Origin of the sequence: Microcystis sp. M179S2 (genome assembly GCF_020245805.1) — a bacterium.
Taxonomy (GTDB): domain Bacteria; phylum Cyanobacteriota; class Cyanobacteriia; order Cyanobacteriales; family Microcystaceae; genus Microcystis; species Microcystis aeruginosa.
In genome coordinates, this window is the sequence record NZ_JADBUE010000310.1 from 1 (window position 1) to 16,995 (window position 16,995).

Annotated in this window: 18 protein-coding genes and 1 tRNA gene; 15 read left to right on the top strand and 4 right to left on the bottom strand. The window is 43.4% G+C overall.

Features of this window, described 5'->3' with window-relative positions; genetic code table 11:
• Positions 1 to 279: 279 nt before the first annotated feature.
• The 9 genes from IM500_RS19345 (at position 280) to IM500_RS24590 (ending at position 6,202) form a co-directional block, all read left to right on the top strand.
• Positions 280 to 765, top strand: coding sequence for a DUF29 domain-containing protein (locus IM500_RS19345; RefSeq protein WP_287739355.1), 486 nt, complete (start codon positions 280 to 282; stop codon positions 763 to 765).
• A 105-nt stretch (positions 766 to 870) separates the two neighbouring features.
• Positions 871 to 1,770, top strand: coding sequence for a lysophospholipid acyltransferase family protein (locus tag IM500_RS19350; protein WP_287739356.1), 900 nt, complete (start codon positions 871 to 873; stop codon positions 1,768 to 1,770).
• Positions 1,771 to 1,911: 141 nt separating this feature from the next.
• Positions 1,912 to 2,688, top strand: a complete 777-nt coding sequence (gene fabG, locus IM500_RS19355; protein ID WP_002782849.1) for a 3-oxoacyl-[acyl-carrier-protein] reductase — start codon at positions 1,912 to 1,914, stop codon at positions 2,686 to 2,688.
• A 233-nt stretch (positions 2,689 to 2,921) separates the two neighbouring features.
• Positions 2,922 to 3,689, top strand: a complete 768-nt coding sequence (locus IM500_RS19360; RefSeq protein WP_190357143.1) for a proteasome-type protease — start codon at positions 2,922 to 2,924, stop codon at positions 3,687 to 3,689.
• Between the two features lie 31 nt (positions 3,690 to 3,720).
• The gene (locus IM500_RS19365; protein ID WP_190722687.1) at positions 3,721 to 4,458 is read left to right on the top strand and encodes a sulfite exporter TauE/SafE family protein; all 738 of its coding nucleotides are present in this window, start codon (positions 3,721 to 3,723) and stop codon (positions 4,456 to 4,458) included.
• 119 nt (positions 4,459 to 4,577) lie between these two features.
• A complete protein-coding gene (locus tag IM500_RS19370; RefSeq protein WP_190722686.1) occupies positions 4,578 to 4,997 on the top strand; it encodes a tetratricopeptide repeat protein in 420 nt (139 codons plus the stop codon).
• The gene (locus tag IM500_RS19375) at positions 4,990 to 5,877 is read left to right on the top strand and encodes a M48 family metallopeptidase (protein WP_287739357.1); all 888 of its coding nucleotides are present in this window, start codon (positions 4,990 to 4,992) and stop codon (positions 5,875 to 5,877) included. Before IM500_RS19370 ends, IM500_RS19375 begins: the two co-directional genes overlap by 8 nt.
• Positions 5,856 to 5,940 (top strand) — tRNA-Leu (locus IM500_RS19380). The genes IM500_RS19375 and IM500_RS19380 overlap by 22 nt, the downstream gene beginning before the upstream one ends.
• On the top strand, positions 5,894 to 6,202 hold the full coding sequence (locus tag IM500_RS24590; RefSeq protein WP_353737926.1) for a DUF29 family protein: 309 nt from the start codon (positions 5,894 to 5,896) through the stop codon (positions 6,200 to 6,202). Before IM500_RS19380 ends, IM500_RS24590 begins: the two co-directional genes overlap by 47 nt.
• Before the next feature lie 209 nt (positions 6,203 to 6,411).
• Here the strand turns inward: IM500_RS24590 and IM500_RS19385 are convergent, their stop codons facing one another.
• The gene (locus IM500_RS19385) at positions 6,412 to 8,025 is read right to left on the bottom strand and encodes a calcium-binding protein (RefSeq protein ID WP_287739358.1); all 1,614 of its coding nucleotides are present in this window, start codon (positions 8,023 to 8,025) and stop codon (positions 6,412 to 6,414) included.
• Positions 8,026 to 8,616: 591 nt separating this feature from the next.
• Here IM500_RS19385 and IM500_RS19390 point away from each other — a divergent pair.
• The 3 genes from IM500_RS19390 to IM500_RS19400 all read left to right on the top strand — a co-directional run bounded on the left by IM500_RS19390 (position 8,617) and on the right by IM500_RS19400 (position 10,612).
• Positions 8,617 to 8,838 (top strand): hypothetical protein, encoded by a 222-nt coding sequence (locus tag IM500_RS19390; RefSeq protein WP_190722683.1) that lies wholly within the window; start codon positions 8,617 to 8,619, stop codon positions 8,836 to 8,838.
• Positions 8,839 to 8,994: 156 nt separating this feature from the next.
• The gene (locus IM500_RS19395) at positions 8,995 to 9,273 is read left to right on the top strand and encodes a PIN domain-containing protein (protein ID WP_242034685.1); all 279 of its coding nucleotides are present in this window, start codon (positions 8,995 to 8,997) and stop codon (positions 9,271 to 9,273) included.
• A gap of 43 nt (positions 9,274 to 9,316) precedes the next feature.
• The gene (locus IM500_RS19400) at positions 9,317 to 10,612 is read left to right on the top strand and encodes a DNA cytosine methyltransferase (protein ID WP_287739359.1); all 1,296 of its coding nucleotides are present in this window, start codon (positions 9,317 to 9,319) and stop codon (positions 10,610 to 10,612) included.
• Positions 10,613 to 11,154: 542 nt separating this feature from the next.
• Here IM500_RS19400 and IM500_RS19405 read toward each other — a convergent pair.
• Positions 11,155 to 11,619 (bottom strand): hypothetical protein, encoded by a 465-nt coding sequence (locus IM500_RS19405; protein ID WP_002798136.1) that lies wholly within the window; start codon positions 11,617 to 11,619, stop codon positions 11,155 to 11,157.
• A 174-nt stretch (positions 11,620 to 11,793) separates the two neighbouring features.
• Between IM500_RS19405 and IM500_RS19410 the strand changes: the two genes are divergently transcribed.
• The 3 genes from IM500_RS19410 to IM500_RS19420 all read left to right on the top strand — a co-directional run bounded on the left by IM500_RS19410 (position 11,794) and on the right by IM500_RS19420 (position 15,247).
• Positions 11,794 to 13,263, top strand: coding sequence for a TldD/PmbA family protein (locus IM500_RS19410; protein WP_012266273.1), 1,470 nt, complete (start codon positions 11,794 to 11,796; stop codon positions 13,261 to 13,263).
• Between the two features lie 2 nt (positions 13,264 to 13,265).
• On the top strand, positions 13,266 to 13,811 hold the full coding sequence (locus IM500_RS19415) for a DUF456 domain-containing protein (protein ID WP_190722681.1): 546 nt from the start codon (positions 13,266 to 13,268) through the stop codon (positions 13,809 to 13,811).
• Positions 13,812 to 13,903: 92 nt separating this feature from the next.
• A complete protein-coding gene (locus tag IM500_RS19420) occupies positions 13,904 to 15,247 on the top strand; it encodes a TldD/PmbA family protein (RefSeq protein WP_287739360.1) in 1,344 nt (447 codons plus the stop codon).
• 213 nt (positions 15,248 to 15,460) lie between these two features.
• Here the strand turns inward: IM500_RS19420 and IM500_RS19425 are convergent, their stop codons facing one another.
• Both IM500_RS19425 and IM500_RS19430 read right to left on the bottom strand, forming a co-directional pair.
• Positions 15,461 to 16,192 (bottom strand): hypothetical protein, encoded by a 732-nt coding sequence (locus IM500_RS19425; protein WP_287739361.1) that lies wholly within the window; start codon positions 16,190 to 16,192, stop codon positions 15,461 to 15,463.
• Between the two features lie 116 nt (positions 16,193 to 16,308).
• Complete coding sequence (locus IM500_RS19430; protein ID WP_287739363.1) at positions 16,309 to 16,746, bottom strand: DUF29 domain-containing protein; 438 nt, start codon at positions 16,744 to 16,746, stop codon at positions 16,309 to 16,311.
• Positions 16,747 to 16,995 lie beyond the last annotated feature (249 nt).

The following is a 16,995-nucleotide window of genomic DNA, read 5'->3' on the forward strand; positions in this document are numbered from 1 at the left end:
CAATCTTTAATTCATCCGCCATATTTTAATAGCTTGAGTCAGTAAAGACGTGCGTTACACTACGTTAACGCACCCTACAAAATTGGCTTGAGTCAGTAAAGACGTGCGTTACACTACGTTAACGCACCCTACAAGATCGGCGTACTGCTACGCAGTGTCTTCGGCATCGCACTGTAAGGATGGGCGGTAATTTTTCCCGTGTCATTATCAAAATTAGGAGAAAGTGGCTTAATATATATATGAGGTACTTATCTCCTATTAAAAACCGCCAACAACGAAATGAAAACTTTAAATCAGAATCCCTGGCAAGTAGAGGGAGGAGAAACCCTGCCCCTACTTTACGAAATTGATCAACATCTTTGGTTAGAGGAAACAATAAAAATCCTCAAGGAAAATCGCTTAGATGAATTAGATGTAATCCATTTAATTGAGGAATTAGAAAGCTTGAGTAAAAGAGATAAAAACCGAGTCAGTAGCTTACTTGAACAAGTGATCAGGCATTTATTACTTTTACAATATTGGACAACAGAAGCAGAAATAAATCGGAATCATTGGCGAGCGGAAATTATCAGTTTTCGCACGCAATTAAGAAAATGTTTAACGACGAATTTACAGAATTATTTAGCTGAGGAATTACCGATAATCTATCAGGATGCTTTCGATTATGTTCAAGAAAAAACTGGTTTTTCTGGCGATTTTCCCCGAGGATGTCCTTACAGTTTAGAGCAATTATTAGATAAAAATTGGTTCAACTATGAAGATTAGACATTAAAAATGATAGAATTATCGAGGAAAGCCGTTCTCAAACGATGGGTTTTTTAACTGAAATTTGCGATAATAAGATGCGCTTAAATTATCAACTGGGCATCAATGCAGATTTTTAGTTCTTTTGTCTCATCTACGGCGACTTTTGCCGAATTATCCCTACAAGCGGCCAAGGCCCCTGTTGATACCCTCACGGGTTGGTCATTAGAGGATCGCGATCCGCAGGTGATCGAAAAATTTGTCCCCCTTCTGGATTGGTTTTATCACCATTATTTTCGCGTTAAAACCGATGGTTGGGAAAATATTCCCCCCTCAGGACAGGTATTATTCATCGGCTCCCATAACGGCGGTTTAGCGGCTCCCGATATGTTTATGATGATGTATGATTGGTTTCAACGCTTTGGCAGCGATCGCTTAGTCTATGGTTTGATGGATTCGCGAGTCTGGCAAGTTTTTCCATCCCAAGCGCATCTAGTGGCCCAAATGGGGGCCATTCATGCTCATCCGAAAATGGCGATCGCTGCTTTAAATAGTGGCGCTAGTGTCCTCATTTATCCAGGAGGTGCTGCGGATGTTTTCCGTCCCCACAGTTTAAGAAATAAAATTTATTTTGCCGGTAATCAAGCTTTTGTTAAACTAGCTTTACAGTACGAAGTGCCGATTATTCCCGCCATTTCCCACGGCGCTCACTCGACTCTGTTTGTCCTCGAAGATATTTATCCTCAATTAAAAGAATTGCATAAAAAGGGTATGCCTTGGCCTTTCGGTATTGACCCTGGGACCTGTCCCATCTATTTCGGTTTACCCTGGGGACTAGCTATCGGTCCCTTGCCGAATATTCCCTTACCCGTACCGATACATACCCGGGTTTGTCCCCCAATTATTTTTGAACGTTACGGCAAAAAAGCGGCCCGGGACCGCCGTTATGTACGGGAATGTTATGAGAAAGTCTGTTATTTGATGCAGCAGCAACTCGATCAATTAGTGGCGGCCAATTCTCCCTGATACTATACAGGAAAGTGGGGACAGAGCGATCCCCATTGAGGATTTCTGCGGTCAGATTAACCCGCTTGTGAGATAATGAAGTGTTTTGAGCAAAGTTATCAGTACAGAGTTTTCTCTTGAGATTTGACGATTATTTGGGGAATGCAGAAAATTATGAAACTATTACCCGCAGAATGCCAGCATTTACAAGACAAAGTAGCCATAGTAACCGGGGCCTCGCGAGGGATCGGTAAAGCGATCGCCTTAGAATTAGCCAGCCAGGGTGCTACTGTAGTGGTGAACTATGCTAAATCTAGCAGTGCTGCCGATGCCGTTGTCGAAGAAATTACCGCGGCCGGGGGAAAGGCAATCGCTCTACAAGCAGATGTGGCTAAAAGCGAAGAAGTGGATAATTTAGTGGACAGTACCAAGGAAAAATTCGGTCATATTGATGTCTTAGTTAATAATGCCGGTATTACCCGGGATACCCTGATGTTAAGAATGAAATTAGAAGACTGGCAAGCGGTCATCGATCTCAATTTAACCGGAGTTTTTCTCTGCACTCGCGCCGTCAGTAAATTGATGTTAAAACAGAAAAGCGGCCGCATAATTAACATCACTTCTGTATCCGGTTTGATGGGTAATCCGGGTCAATCTAATTACAGCGCCGCTAAAGCCGGTGTTATCGGTTTAACGAAAACTTTAGCCAAAGAATTTGCCAGTCGAGGCATCACTGTTAATGCCGTGGCCCCCGGCTTTATTGAAACCGATATGACTCATGACCTCAAAGCAGATGAAATTCTCAAATATATTCCCCTCTCCCGTTATGGAAAACCGGAAGAAGTCGCCGGAATGGTGCGTTTTTTAGCCGCCGATCCCGCCGCTATTTATATCACCGGTCAAGTCTTTAACGTCGATGGTGGTATGGTTATGGCTTAATTCAGTTATCAGTTATCAGTGATTAGTTATCAGATTAAAGTTTTAAGTTTTAAGTTTTAAGCTTTAAATGATATTATTCACCGCTCACTCTTCACTCTTCACTCTTCACTAATTACTGTTTACTGTTTACTGTTTACTGTTTACTGTTTACTGATTACTAATTACTGATTACTGATTACTGTTTACTGTTTACTGTTTACTGATTACTGTTTACTGTTTACTGTTTACTGAAAATGACTTACTGTTTAGGAATTATCAATCGTTTTGGCATTGTTATGGGGGCGGATTCTCGCACGAATGCGGGAGTCGATTATATCTCGGCCTATCGGAAATTATTTGACTTTTCGGTATCGGGAGAAAGAGTAATTATGGTCTGTACATCGGGCAATTTATCGATTAGCCAAGGAGTGATTCACGAACTAAAAAGAGATCTGCACAATCAAGAGGATAAAAATCTCCATTCTCTGACTCATCTCTACGATATCGCCCACTATATCGGTGATAAAAGTCGTCAAGTACAAGCTAGGGAAAGAACTTGGCTAGAACAAGATAATATTGATTTTCAATGTAACTTTATTCTTGGGGGACAAATTAAAGGAGAAGAACCGCAATTATTCCTGATTTATCCCCAGGGAAATCATATTCAAGCCACCAAAGAAACGCCCTTTTTACAGATAGGTGAAACTAAATACGGTAAACCGATTCTTGATCGCACTATTACCTATGATACACCCCTAGAGGAAATGGCTAAATGTGCCTTACTTTCCATCGATTCGACCATGAAATCGAATATTTCCGTTGGACCGCCTATCTATTTGAGTATGTATGAAGCGAATAGCCTAAGCCTACGTCATAAGTTACAATTGCGCCTAGGAGACCCCTACCTAGCCAAAATGCGGAAACTCTGGGAGGATTACGTCCGGCAAGCTTTCGAGGCTATGCCCAATGTGGAATGGCATTATACCGATGAAGACCCCAAAGAGGATATCATAATAGATTAAGTAGCTCTTTTTAACTTAACTTTACAACTCGATGATCATTGTTACCTTGATGTTGGCAGGTAGTCTAGCTTGGTTTTTTAGTAGCCTTGCTGGTGGGGGCAGCCCCCTGATTCTACTCCCCGTTTTAGGTTGGTTTCTCGATGCTGCCGTCATTCCTCCAGTTTTAACCACGGGGATGCTACTCGGTAACGTCCAACGCATGGGAATGTATTGGCGCGCCATTGACTGGCCCTCGACGGTGTGGTATCTACCCGGGGCAATTATGGGATCTACCCTCGGCGCTTTTGTCTTTGCCCATTTACAATTCAAATGGTTGCCGCTAGTTTTGGGAATTTTTCTGGTTTTCTCCTCGCTTAAACAATTATTTCCCCAAGAAGAAAATCCTTTTTTTGAGATTAAAACTTGGTATTTTATGCCCTCGGGATTTATCTACGCTTTCCTCTCAGGATTAGTCGGTAGTACCGGCCCGATGATGAACCTGTTTTATATCAACTATGGGCTAGTTAAAGAACCAATGGTGGCAACGAAATCCGTTCACATGGTAGTAGTTCATGTGGCCAAATTAATCGCCTACGCAGCCTTTGGAGTTTTACATCTGCCCTTTCTCGGTTACGGTTTATTATTAGGATTAGCGGCCTGGCCGGGCAATTGGTTAGGACAAAAAGTTTTAGAAAGAATGAGTCCCCAACAATTTAAACAAGCAGTGATGTTATTCGTTTCGATGAGTGGCCTATTGATGATCTGGCGAGAACGCGGCATCGTCTTTTAAAATTTTGCTGACAAGGGGACAAATTTTGCTAGAATACTAGATAAAGGTGAATTGTATTAACCCCGTGTAATACAGCGATAACCGTTAAATTTGCTCCTTGATTAACCCCCTAGCTGAAAATGACAGAAACCGCCAATTTTACCCTCGAACAAGGTTTAGAACGCTACCAACAGGGAGAAAGCGCCGCCAGTTTATTGCCGGAATTTAAACAATTAAGCGATCGCACTCCGAAAAATGCCGCCGTTTGGTCCTGTTTGGCTTGGTTATATATGCTCACCGATAAACCGGAATTAGCCCTAAAAGCCGCCCAAAAAGCCGTTAAACTCGATAAAGTTTCCCCCCAAAACCGGATCAATTTGGTTTTGGCTATGTTAGAAACCAAAACCGCCGGAGTTAGGGAACATATCGAACTGGTGCAACAATTAGTTAGTTTAAACAAAGAGGTTCGCCAAGAAGTGGATGAAAATATCGCCGATGGTTTGGCTAGAAAACCCGATTGGAAAAGTTTAGAACGCGTCAAAGCTTGGTTAAATGAATAAGAATATGGAATTATCAAAACAGTTATTACTCGGCTTAAAAGCCAATGATTTTCGGCATCCCATCGACCTAGAGGCCACTAATTCCCTCAAACAATTGCCTGGGTTAGATATAGCCGTGAGAAGTTTATTAGGTTCCGTCGCTGAGGAATTCTTTTACTTAAATAACATTGCTGCTAGTGTTTTGGTAGGAGAAAAACAATTACCCGACCTGCATAATCTACTCCTAGAAGCTTGCCGAATTCTCGACTTAGAACCACCTCAATTATACATTCAACAAAACCCCGTTCCTAACGCCTATACCTTCGCCATGCGCGGCAAAAAACCGTTTATGGTGATGCACACTTCCCTAATCGAAATGCTGACTCCCGCGGAAATTCAAGCGGTAATGGCCCACGAATTAGGTCATCTCAAATGTGAACACGGCGTTTATCTGACTTTAGCCAATATTATGGTCCTAGCGGCGGGATTACTGCCCAATTGGGGGACAATGTTAGCACGATCCCTACAGGAGAGAATGTTAGCCTGGGTGCGCTGCGCCGAGTTTAGCTGCGATCGAGCGGCTTTATTGGCAGTTCAAGACCCAAAAATCGTCATGTCGGTGTTAATGAAGTTAGCCGGAGGTTCCCCCAGTCTCGCACCTTTACTAAATTTAGAGGCTTTTATCGATCAGGCCAAGTCCTACGATGCCGTCAGCGCCTCGGAAATGGGCGAAATGTTAAAGGGTTTGCAAACCCAACAGTTAACCCATCCCCTCCCCGTCCTGCGCGCGCGAGAAATCGATCGTTGGGCCAGTTCCCCCGATTATCACAATTTGTTACAGAGTCCAAAAATGGGTTATAATGATAAAGCTAATGCCAAGGGCGAATGGCGAAATTGGTAGACGCACCACACTCAAAATGTGGCGAGGCAGCCCCTCATGTCGGTTCGAGTCCGACTCCGCCCATCAAATTACAGTAATTTCTGGCTATTATGGTGTTGATGCTTCCATCCGACTAAACATTAATCTCACGCTGAGGAGTAGATTTTACGCCTACTGGAAGCATCCTTACTACCTACCCCACTGGACAGACGAGATAGATAATTTCAGATTGGAATTAAGCTTGCTGTTTCGCTCTCAGGTAATCTACAATCATGCCTTAGAACGGTTTGGTTATTGTTATCAAAAAGCTCTGGGAAAAGCGCGCCGCAAAAGTGGATTAACTTGACCAGTTGACTGTCCTTGGACAATTGAGAAAACTCTTGATGAAGATTGGTTCCCTGGTTAATACACACTCAAAAATAATGCTGTTTTTAAAAGGATTAATATCGCTATTAAAGTTGGGATTTTTAGGGACTGAATGATGGGTGTCCGACAAAAAACCCCCGCCGTTAGCGGGGGATATGGCATAGTTCTACTGTGATGCCTAGCTGAGACTTACGCCCCGTAAACGAAGTCGAGATTGGTCATGCCAGCTGCGACACCAGCCGCAACATTGGCAATTAGGTAACTGCCGGCGGCGGTGGAATTGTTATACCAGATGTTGCCGTCCAAAGTATTGACGTAGATGCCGGAGGCTTTTCCCAATGGTCGCCCGTCTTCCCCTGATCCCTTGAAGAACGAGCCAGCGTTAAGGACATTTCCAGGCACATTACCACCAACAAAGCTCAGACCCGTGATCCCCGGAGAAATGACCAAGGTGCTGTCAAGACTGTCCGCCAGAATGATCGTGTCATCGGCTACGGAGAAGTCGGTGATCAGATCACGGCTCGCGGTATTGGGTGCAAAGCCTGGTAGTGTTATCGACGACGCTTCCGTGAGCTTGAAGAAATCATTTCCAGCGCCACCGGTAAGGGTATCCTGACCGAAACCACCTTCGAGGGTGTCGTTGCCAGCGCCGCCGTTGATTATGTTGGCGGCGGCATTACCCGTCACCGAGTCGTTACCGGCACCCATATTGGCGTTTTCAAAGTTGATGAAGCTTTCACCAGCAAAGTTGGTTAACCCAGTGGCCATATTGAACACATAGTTACCACCCCAGGCGGTGTGGTCGATGGTATCGGTGCCAGTGCCACCGTCCATAGTTTCGTTACCAAGTCCCGAAAAGAGGGTATCGTTGCCTGCATCGCCTCGATAGGTTCCGCCGTCGCCATCGGAGGTGATAACATCATTGCCGTCACCACCGTTGAGGGTATCCTGACCCAAGCCACCAGTGATGGTGTCGTTGCCAGCGCCGCCGTTGATTATGTTGGCGGCGGCATTACCCGTCACCGAGTCGTTACCGGCGCCCATATTGGCGTTTTCAAAGTTGATATAGCTTTCACCGGCAAAGTCGGTTAAGCCAGTGGCCATATTGAACACGTAGTTACCACCCCAAGCGGTGTGGTCGATGGTATCGGTGCCGGCGCCACCGTCCATAGTTTCGGTGCCAAGTCCCGAAAAGAGGGTGTCGTTACCCCCATCGCCCCGATAGGTTCCGCCGTCGCCATCGGAGGTGATGACATCATTACCGTCACCACCGTTGAGGGTATCTACCCCTGCGCCTCCCACTAGGGTGTCGTTGCCAGCACCGCCGTTGATTATGTTGGCGGCGGCATTACCCGTCACCGAGTCGTTACCAGCGCCCATATTGGCGTTTTCAAAGTTGATGAAGCTTTCACCAGCAAAGTCGGTTAAGCCGGTGGCCATATTGAACACGTAGTTACCAGCCCAGGCGGTGTGGTCGATGGTATCGGTGCCGGTGCCACCGTCCATAGTTTCGTTGCCAAGTCCCGAAAAGAGGGTGTCGTTACCTGCATCGCCCCGATAGGTTCCGCCGTCGCCATCGGAGGTGATGACATCATTACCGTCACCGCCGTTGAGGGTATCTATCCCCGCGCCTCCCACTAGGGTGTCGTTGCCCCCATTACCAAAGATTAAATCATTACCAGCGCCGCCGTCAGAACTGTCATTACCGTTATCGAGAACGATAAGATCATCGGAGCCAAGACCGTTAGTTATGTTATTGTCGAAGAGATTGCCGTCAAATATATCGGAAAAAATCGGGTTCATTGTCTTTCTTGTGTCCTAAGTACAACTAGACCAATTAACTCGCTTGGATTGTGCGAGCTAACTGTATTTCAGTGGAACGAAAGCTAGGGAACAATAAAAAAATAAAATTGGCTCAAGGTCACTTTACCTTAATCTTGCGACTGATTAAAGATAAAGAATTGAGGACGCATTACCGCCTCTCCACCCAGCCCTAGAGATGGAAACATCTAGATTATGGCAGGGAACAGGTTATGGAACGGGCAAGAGTGGAGAGAACCTTGTATATTCTATTAGATACGAATGCCGCCATTATACAGCAAAGAATAGCCAAAAAGTAGTTAGCAAAATAAATCTTAACATTATCTGAGTTCGGGTTAAACAGATTATCGCCACCCATGAAAATATTCTGATTTACGAATTTGCCTTATTTCTGAACTTCCCCCCTATAAATATAGTAGCTATGGCTAAAAGTCTTACAGAGCTTGAGCTAAAGCAATGTAAAACCAATAAACTACTCTAGATACAGTCAACGGTACAGCCATACTTACCACTTCCCACTGACAGAAGAGGGCTATAATTAATCTTAATAGACAGTCCCTCGAGAGCAACAATATGTTAAATGCAGTGGAATTTAAAGCCAAAATCAAACAAGGTATTATCGAAATTCCCGAAGAATACCAACAGGACTTTAGGGAAGACAGCGAAGTTCAAGTTATTGTGATCAAACAAAATAAAAAAGTATCAACCACTGGAATCATTGCCCAATTAACTCAAAATTCCGTTGCTGTTAAAGGTATTCGTCAATTAAATCGGGAAGAAATTCATCAGCTATAATTATGATCAATTCTCTTTGTTTTTGTGATTCTAATATCTGGCTATACCGTCTTTTAATAGACCCAGAGTGTAACGATGCTGAAGAAATGCGAAAACGCAATCTAGCGAACGCTTTAACTAGCAGGGAAAATATCTTAATCAGTACGCAAATTATTAATGAAGTTTGCGCTGTCCAAAAAAGCAAAAATAAGTGAAGTTCAAATTAGAGAAATTATTCAAGAAATTTACGATGGATGTGTTGTTATTCAACTTGATCGCAATATTATTTTAAGAGCCTCTGAACTCCGCACTCAATACAGTTTTTCTTTTTGGGATAGTTTAATTGTAGCTAGTGCCTTAGCATCCGATGCTAGTCTTCTTTACTCTGAAGATATGCAGGATGGGTTAATAATATCCAATCAACTAACTTTAATTAATCCCTTTCGATCGAATTGATTATCAGTATGATATTATTAAATTACTCATTTAATCAATAGTGATGAATAGGCAACAAAAGCGAGTTTTATCTCTATTTTCTGGCTGCGGGGGAATGGACTTAGGATTAGAGGGAGGTTTTTGGGTACACCAAGACTGTGTTAATGAAAATATTCATCGAGATTGGATAGTAGAAAGACGGGAACCATGGCTAAAACTACCGCGCACTACTTTTGAAACTGTCTTTGCTAATGATATAACTAAGGCTGCCCATAATGCTTGGATTCCCTACTTTGAAAAAAGGGGTAAAAAGAATGTATTTCACTTGGGGAGTATTGTATATTTAGTCAAACAAGCAGAAAAAGGAGAGTTTCAGTTTCCCAGTAATATCGATGTAGTAACGGGAGGTTTTCCCTGTCAAGATTTTAGTGTTTCAGGAAAAAGAAAGGGGTTTAATTCTCACAAAAGTCACACGGGTAAACTACTAGACGAGAGTGAAGATAGTTTTCAGGACAATCGCGGGAAACTCTATTATTGGATGAAAAGAGTTATTGAATTAACCTTACCCAAAGTTTTTATTGCTGAAAATGTTAAAGGTTTAATCTCCTTGGCTAATGTTAAAGATATAATTGAAGATGATTTTAGTGCCATTGGTAAAGATGGATATATAGTTATCCCTAAACTTCTCTTTGCTCCCGATTACGGAATTCCCCAAACTAGGGAAAGAATTATCTTTATCGGTTTAAATAAAACCTATTTAAAAGCGACAGCGATAGGACATCTAGAAAATAATGATATTTTTCCGCATCCAACCCATAAAGTTATTAAGCATCAATTAAATCTGTTTGAGTCAATATATCCTCTTAAAACTTACAGTACAGTGGGTCAGATATTATCAGGTTTAGAAGAACCAGAAGATGAGTTATTTGACCTCTCACAAAAAAGCTATTCAAAAGCTAAACATTATGGTAAAACTCAGGGACAAATCGAGGTTAATTTACAGGGTTTAGGTCCGACTATTCGCTCGGAACATCACGGTAATATTGAATTTAGGAGATTATCTTTAGAATTAGGGGGAAAGATAGTTAATGAGTTAGAAGCAGGGTTAAAAATGAGACGTTTAACTGTGCGGGAATGTGCGAGAATACAGACTTTTCCCGATGATTTTGAATTTGTGCGTCAACAAAATAAGGGAGATGGAAAATATTCACTTTCGGCTACGGATGGTTACAAATTAATTGGTAATGCTGTCCCACCTTTGCTTGCCTACCATATTGCTAAACATTTAGAAAATCAATGGGATTATTTGTTTGAAGATATTTATTCAGTCAGCCAAAATTTATGTGTAGGATTGCCTTAATAATTGGGTGCATCTCATTTTTATAAATCTACTAAGTTGGGGTTTTTAAAGGGAACCTCTCTTTGAAAATTGGGCGTTACTTTCGATTTTATGACTCAATCCAAGCGTTTGGGGGGTAGAACCCCCAAACCCCTCGCGCATTTGCTTTTCGGTGAGATGCTTACACGCAGTTGTTAATATACTTGTACCAATTTAAGATTCACCAATAATTGCCGATTGTCGCTATTTCTGCAAATGTGAGATGCAACCTTAATAATTTCTGCTAATAATGTTTCTATACTTGCCATGGTTTACTAATCCTAAATTGAGAAAACAAATTATAATCTTTTTAGATGAACGTAGGTTGGGTTGAAGTATGAAACCCAACGCCCGCATGGGTTACGCTACCGCTAACCCATCCTACAAATAATTGTGCCTCCCTACTTAATTGGGCATCAACTCCTCAAAATCACAACTTGACACCTCACCCTTAAGATAACTGGTTCATCTGAGTTCGGAATCAGGGAAAAGGGCAAAATTTCCCTAACCCGAACTCACCTTGATTACAAAACCTTATGGGTGTGAGAATGTTGTTTGACGTTATCCTCCGTCCGCACCACATGAACAGCATTCAAGATGCGTTTTTTCTCTAGGGAAAAGTTTAAATCGTCTTTTTGGCTGCCCAAGGGGATTAACCCTTGCAGGTGGGGTTGATTTTTATAGGTGCGAGTGGCCGCAATCGCCCTTTCGACAAAATTCTCGCATAATTGGGCATTATCGGGGAAATTACTGGGTATTTGAGGATTATCGTCCTGAAATACCTCTCCTAAACTCATGGCGCGGGCAAATTCGTAGGAAGTGGGAATTCCTTTGACAATTGCCTCTAGGGCCGCCGAGGGAATCGGTTCTAACACCGCCACTTTTTCTAATTCTCCCTCCTGTTTGAGAAAACAAATCGCTAAACCGAATACACAATAATCATCTTTTGTCAAGTCAGAAATGTTTAAGAATTGTGTCGCTGTGGCCATTATTTTAATCCTGAGTCGCTCTTTATTTAATCTTGCGGGCGATCAGCGATCGAATCAAGGTTTTTATTAAGAGATATGAAGGAGAAAAATTTAGCAGGGTTAGCCCACCCCAATACGGAAAAAACTGAGAACTGTTAGACTAGAAACCAGCAGATTAACTGATAAACGAGCTTTATGTCACCCACTCTACTCATCTCCAAAGAACTCCCCACCCTGAAATATAATCCTAGTCTGGAGCGCTTTGATAGCTCTTGGGCGGCTCCTTTGTCCACTCTTCTGGGACTGGGACGGGCTGCCGGGGCGACTTTTATCGAATTTTTCCTAGAAAGAGTCAACTATATCAGTTGTTTAGCCGAAGATGACACCATCACCAGTCTCTCACCGAAACTATCTACAGGGGCAGGAATCCGCCTTTTTCGCGGTAAAGCTGATTGTTATGTCAGTACCAACGATTTAAGCTTCCAAGGCTTAAAAAATGCCCTAGAAAAAGGTTTATCGATTCTCGGTTTAAACCTACCCAGTCCTAACGCGTATATTCCCGAAATCAATCTGGAAATGTTCCGGGATTATGCCACGGTCAAAAATAAAGATATTTGGCTGAATAATTGCAGTTCTTTGCGAGAAATGGGTGATATTCTCCTAACTGCTAACGTTCAACTCAATCAGAAAGCCTCTCACGTCCAATCTCGTCGCGCCGCTTATTTTCGCGATTGGCAAGAAATTTTAGTTGCCGCTAGTGATGGGACTTTTGCCCGGGATATTCGCCTCACCCAATCCGTGGGCTATAATCTCCTCTGTGCCGATGGGACCAATCGTTCTAGCATTGGTAAACGGGTGGGTAGTACCAGTAATCCCGATTTTCTGCGGACGTGGAATGCCGAGGAATCGGCGGCAGAAGTGGCCGAATCGGCGGGTAAAATGCTTTACGCTGACTATGTAGAATCCGGCAGTTATCCCATCGTCATGGCCAATGAATTTGGCGGTGTTATCTTCCACGAAGCCTGCGGCCATTTGCTAGAAACTACGCAAATTGAGCAAAAAACCACGCCCTTTCTCGATAAAAAAGGCGAAAAAATCGCCCACGAAAACCTGACGGCTTGGGACGAAGGATTATCCGATAAAGCTTTCGGTACTATCGATATGGACGATGAGGGAATGCCGGCCCAGCGTACTCTCCTAATTGAAAATGGTATCCTAAAAAACTTCATTGCCGATCGCACCGGTTCAATTAAAACCGGTCATCCGCGCACAGGTAGCGGTCGCCGTCAAAACTACACCTATGCGGCCGCTAGTCGGATGCGGAATACCTACATCGCACCTGGGGAATATACCCTCGATAATCTCTTTAATTCCATCGATAAAGGCATTTATTGCAAAAAAATGGGCGGCGGTAGTGTGGGGGCGACCGGGGAATTTAATTTCGCCGTCGAGGAGGCCTATCTTATCGAAAATGGCAACCTGACTAAACCCCTGAAAGGCGCGACTTTAATCGGTTCAGCCAAGGAGATTATGAATAAAATCTCTATGTGTTCCCAAGATTTAGGACTAGCGGCGGGTTTTTGCGGTTCCGTCAGTGGTAGCGTTTATGTCACCGTTGGTCAACCCCATTTAAAAGTCGATTCTATTACCGTTGGCGGTCGTTAATCATGACTTTAGTAATTCTCTACTATTTCCTCATTGCCATCATGATAGTGGGGATAATTGGCGAACTGCTGCCCGCTGTCCCCGGCATGAGTTTGATTTTAATCGCCATGCTGGTGTGGGGTTTTGTCACCAAATTCGCGGGGATGGGGGTCGCTTTAGCCGTGGCCTTTGTTATCCTTCTCCTCAGTCTGGGGGTGGAATTCCTCGCTAGTTATCTCGGCGCCCAAAAAGTTGGGGCGAGCAATTGGAGTCAAATCGGGCTAGTAGTGGGTTTATTAGCGGGAATATTCGGGCTTTTACCGGCTTTACCCATTGGCGGCCCGATTATCGGCTTATTTGTCGGTCCTGTGGTCGGGGCTTTTGTCGGAGAATACGCCTATCGTCGCGATTTGGAATTAACCCCCCGTTTGCAACAATCCCTAAAAGTCTGTGTCGGTATCGTCGTCGGCACGGTTATCGGTCACGTTGCCAAAGCTATGCTGGCCACGGCCGCCGTTATCGTCTTTATTGTCACCACTTGGCCCAATCTCTCTTCAGTTATCAGTTAGAAGATGTTGAATGTTGGGATTTTATTTGAAATTTCCCCATTCCCCCATTCCCCCACTTCCCTATCACTATCGTCCAACACCAAAAAAAATCTATGCCAAAAGTTGAAGATATCGCCCAAATCGCTAATTCTAGCGCCCAAGCTTTAGGAATTGCTAAATACGACATCTATGGTTCCTCGGTCGATGAAACCGATGTGGATGTGTTTCAAGGGGAACCCAAACAGGTACAAGCTTCCAATCGTTCCAGCGTTATCGTTCGCGTCTGGAATCGGGATAATCAAGTCGGTGTCACCTCGACCACCGATGTGGACCCGGTGGGACTGCAATTAGCCCTAAAAACCGCTCAGGAAGCCAGCGTTTTTGGCGTTAAGGAAAATGTCCCCGATTTTAGTCCCGCTGCCACCGCACCTACCACAGAAGTGGCCAGCGAAATGTCTAATCAAGCACCGGTATCCACTCTCATCGATAAGTTATTAGCCGCCGAAAAATCCTTACTAGCGGCCCATCCGGCTATTGCCAGTGTTCCCTATAACGGTTTGGGACAACAGCAGGTCAGACGTTTTTATCTCAATAGCGACGGAGCAATGCGTCAGGAAGCGCGTAGTTATGCCAGCGTGTATTTATACACCAAAACCGAACAGGAAGGCAAAAAACCCCGCAGCGCCGGTGCTTTTCGGGTTAGTCCGGGCCTGGAAAAATTAGATATCGATGGTTGCATCGAGGAAGCGATTACCAAAACTGTTAGCCATCTGGACTATCAACCGATTACCACGGGTAAATATTTAGTGGTTTTTGCCCCCCGGGCCTTTTTGAGTCTAATGGGAGCATTTTCTAATCTGTTTAATGCCCAAAATGTCCTTGATAAACAGAGTCTTTCTACTCCTGAATCTTTGGGAACACAAATCGCTGCTACTGCCTTAAATTTGTGCGATGATTCCCTCCATCCGGCTAATGTTGCCGCAGAAACTTTTGATAGTGAAGGCACTCCCACCCGTCGTGTGGAATTAATTAAAGAGGGGATTTTGAGTAATTTTCTCCATAGCACGATTACCGCTAAACGGATGAATACAGAACCGACTGGCAACGGTAACATTGGGTCAAAAGTAACGGTTAGTCCCCATTTTTATCACGTTTTTGCTAGTGCTAATCAACCAAAAAGCTATTCTTTGGAAACAGCAGAAAATGTGGTGTTAATTGATAGTTTACAGGCACTTCATGCGGGAGTTAATTCTCTACAAGGTTCCTTCTCTTTGCCCTTTGACGGTTGGTTAGTTAACAAAAATGAGCGCGTTAGCATCGATTCCGCTACCGTAGCCGGGGATATTTTAACACTGCTGAAATCGATTGTTTATCTGGAACCGGAAGCAGTTATTACTCCCAGTGGTGTTTGTCCCTACGTTTGGGTAGAGGGTTTATCAATCACAGGAGAAGCTTAACACTATACCAGACCAAAAATAGGGGGTATTAACTAGGGTAATACCCCCCGCCAGATGGATGCTAATTTTATAGTCGTGGGTAAGGAGTGGCAAGTGCTGGGGTTCCAGAGAGGAAGTTTGAACATTATCAAGTCATTTAATTCTGTGGAGATAACAGCTTTTAGAAAGTCGAACTTAATTTTCCCATCAAAATTAGGCTCGTCCTTTCCACTATCATAGCCTTTTTTTCAGGCACAGCAAACCCGAACTCATAACGAGGATAGCCATTGTCAGGGATGGTTCAGGAATGGCAGGGTTATCGATACTGAGAGTATTAATGCCAATGGCGCGGTTATTAAAATTACTACTAAATTCAATGCGGCTAATCTCGGCCAAAGCACTTTTTACCCCCAGAAAAATGGCAGAATTATCCAATGCTGTAGAAGATGTACCATTGACATTAAAACTATCCAAAAGATTGTCATTAATATCAAATGCTTTGATAGTACCAACAAAGTTCGGCTCATCATCCACAGCGATTTGCGCTCCAGCAGCCCTAACTGGTTGCGCGAAGCTAATCGAAATCGGGCTGGGGTTGCCAGGAGCGGGAAATGGACCAAACTGCAGCCCCGTAAACAAGAGAAAATCACCGTTAGCAAAGTTAGTCGGGATGCCCTGCGGAATAGGAGCCGTTTTAAAGACAAAAGGCGGTGTAATCGGCGGATTTATCGGATTAATATCTACATCTAAGCCCAATCCTCTGGCGGAAGTACCGGAAAAGGAAAAACCGAGAAAATCAGCGGAATTAGGGTTAAAAGGGTTTAAAACCTTACCAAGACTCGACCAATCGATGGAATCATTACCCTTGAGGTCGGCACGATTAGTTACCAAGCTAACGGCAAAGCTGGGGCTGATAAGGGATAAAGAGAGAAAAACCGCAATAGTGGTAGATGTTAAGATTCTCATCCAGAAAATATCCTTAATTTGACTGCCTGATATTATATTGTATTCCTCTTTTTTTACCCTAAAATTTAAGTTTTAATAAGTATGAGGGTAAGGCCATCAGTTTTTATAGTTAAGAACTATTTTTCAGCCCGGGGAAACCAATTATCATCTAATGTTTGTTCGAGGGATATATGAGCGTCTGAATTGAGGGAAAAAAGCTGAGAAACTGATTTAATCGCCACTGGATAAACTTTATCATACATAGCTGCTAATTCTGGCCGTAAGCTGGGACTATCTTCTAAACGATGCTGAATTTGGGCGCGAAAATTGACTATTTCTGCCGCCCAATGATTACCTGACCGTTTTTTTTCTTCTTGCCAATAAGCCAGCTTTAAAAGATGTTCGATAAGACGGGTTAACAGACTCATTAAAGCTCGTCTATCACTTTTTCCCATACTCTCGATTTCTTCAATTAAATTATCCCAATCCACCTGCTCAAAATTGCGCTCTTGTAACTGTTTTACCGTCTCTTTTAGCCATTGATTATAATCAGTTTCGTAGGCAGTTGACGACATAATTTAACTCTCCATAGAAAATTACTTAGTAGATTAAGAAAGGTTAATGGGTGTATCCATTGATAGATAGGGTTTTTCGGCTATTGTACTAGATATCTATGGGAGAAATCCAGATATATTCTAGAACGTGAGGTGTGGAAACTGAGGCGATTGCCCATAAAAATGCCAGGTTTTTGAACGTGGACTCGTTGAACCAAGAATCCCGAAGCGCTTAGTGGGATGGGAGTGTCAATCGGATTCTCTCAAGAA

Coding starts and splice junctions, on each gene's coding strand:
- IM500_RS19345 (WP_287739355.1), top strand. CDS start 280: ATGAAAACTTTAAATCAGAATCCCTGGCAAGTAGAGGGAGGAGAAACC.
- IM500_RS19350 (WP_287739356.1), top strand. CDS start 871: ATGCAGATTTTTAGTTCTTTTGTCTCATCTACGGCGACTTTTGCCGAA.
- fabG (WP_002782849.1), top strand. CDS start 1,912: ATGCAGAAAATTATGAAACTATTACCCGCAGAATGCCAGCATTTACAA.
- IM500_RS19360 (WP_190357143.1), top strand. CDS start 2,922: ATGACTTACTGTTTAGGAATTATCAATCGTTTTGGCATTGTTATGGGG.
- IM500_RS19365 (WP_190722687.1), top strand. CDS start 3,721: ATGATCATTGTTACCTTGATGTTGGCAGGTAGTCTAGCTTGGTTTTTT.
- IM500_RS19370 (WP_190722686.1), top strand. CDS start 4,578: ATGACAGAAACCGCCAATTTTACCCTCGAACAAGGTTTAGAACGCTAC.
- IM500_RS19375 (WP_287739357.1), top strand. CDS start 4,990: ATGAATAAGAATATGGAATTATCAAAACAGTTATTACTCGGCTTAAAA.
- IM500_RS24590 (WP_353737926.1), top strand. CDS start 5,894: ATGTGGCGAGGCAGCCCCTCATGTCGGTTCGAGTCCGACTCCGCCCAT.
- IM500_RS19385 (WP_287739358.1), bottom strand. CDS start 8,025: ATGAACCCGATTTTTTCCGATATATTTGACGGCAATCTCTTCGACAAT.
- IM500_RS19390 (WP_190722683.1), top strand. CDS start 8,617: ATGTTAAATGCAGTGGAATTTAAAGCCAAAATCAAACAAGGTATTATC.
- IM500_RS19395 (WP_242034685.1), top strand. CDS start 8,995: ATGAAGTTTGCGCTGTCCAAAAAAGCAAAAATAAGTGAAGTTCAAATT.
- IM500_RS19400 (WP_287739359.1), top strand. CDS start 9,317: ATGAATAGGCAACAAAAGCGAGTTTTATCTCTATTTTCTGGCTGCGGG.
- IM500_RS19405 (WP_002798136.1), bottom strand. CDS start 11,619: ATGGCCACAGCGACACAATTCTTAAACATTTCTGACTTGACAAAAGAT.
- IM500_RS19410 (WP_012266273.1), top strand. CDS start 11,794: ATGTCACCCACTCTACTCATCTCCAAAGAACTCCCCACCCTGAAATAT.
- IM500_RS19415 (WP_190722681.1), top strand. CDS start 13,266: ATGACTTTAGTAATTCTCTACTATTTCCTCATTGCCATCATGATAGTG.
- IM500_RS19420 (WP_287739360.1), top strand. CDS start 13,904: ATGCCAAAAGTTGAAGATATCGCCCAAATCGCTAATTCTAGCGCCCAA.
- IM500_RS19425 (WP_287739361.1), bottom strand. CDS start 16,192: ATGAGAATCTTAACATCTACCACTATTGCGGTTTTTCTCTCTTTATCC.
- IM500_RS19430 (WP_287739363.1), bottom strand. CDS start 16,746: ATGTCGTCAACTGCCTACGAAACTGATTATAATCAATGGCTAAAAGAG.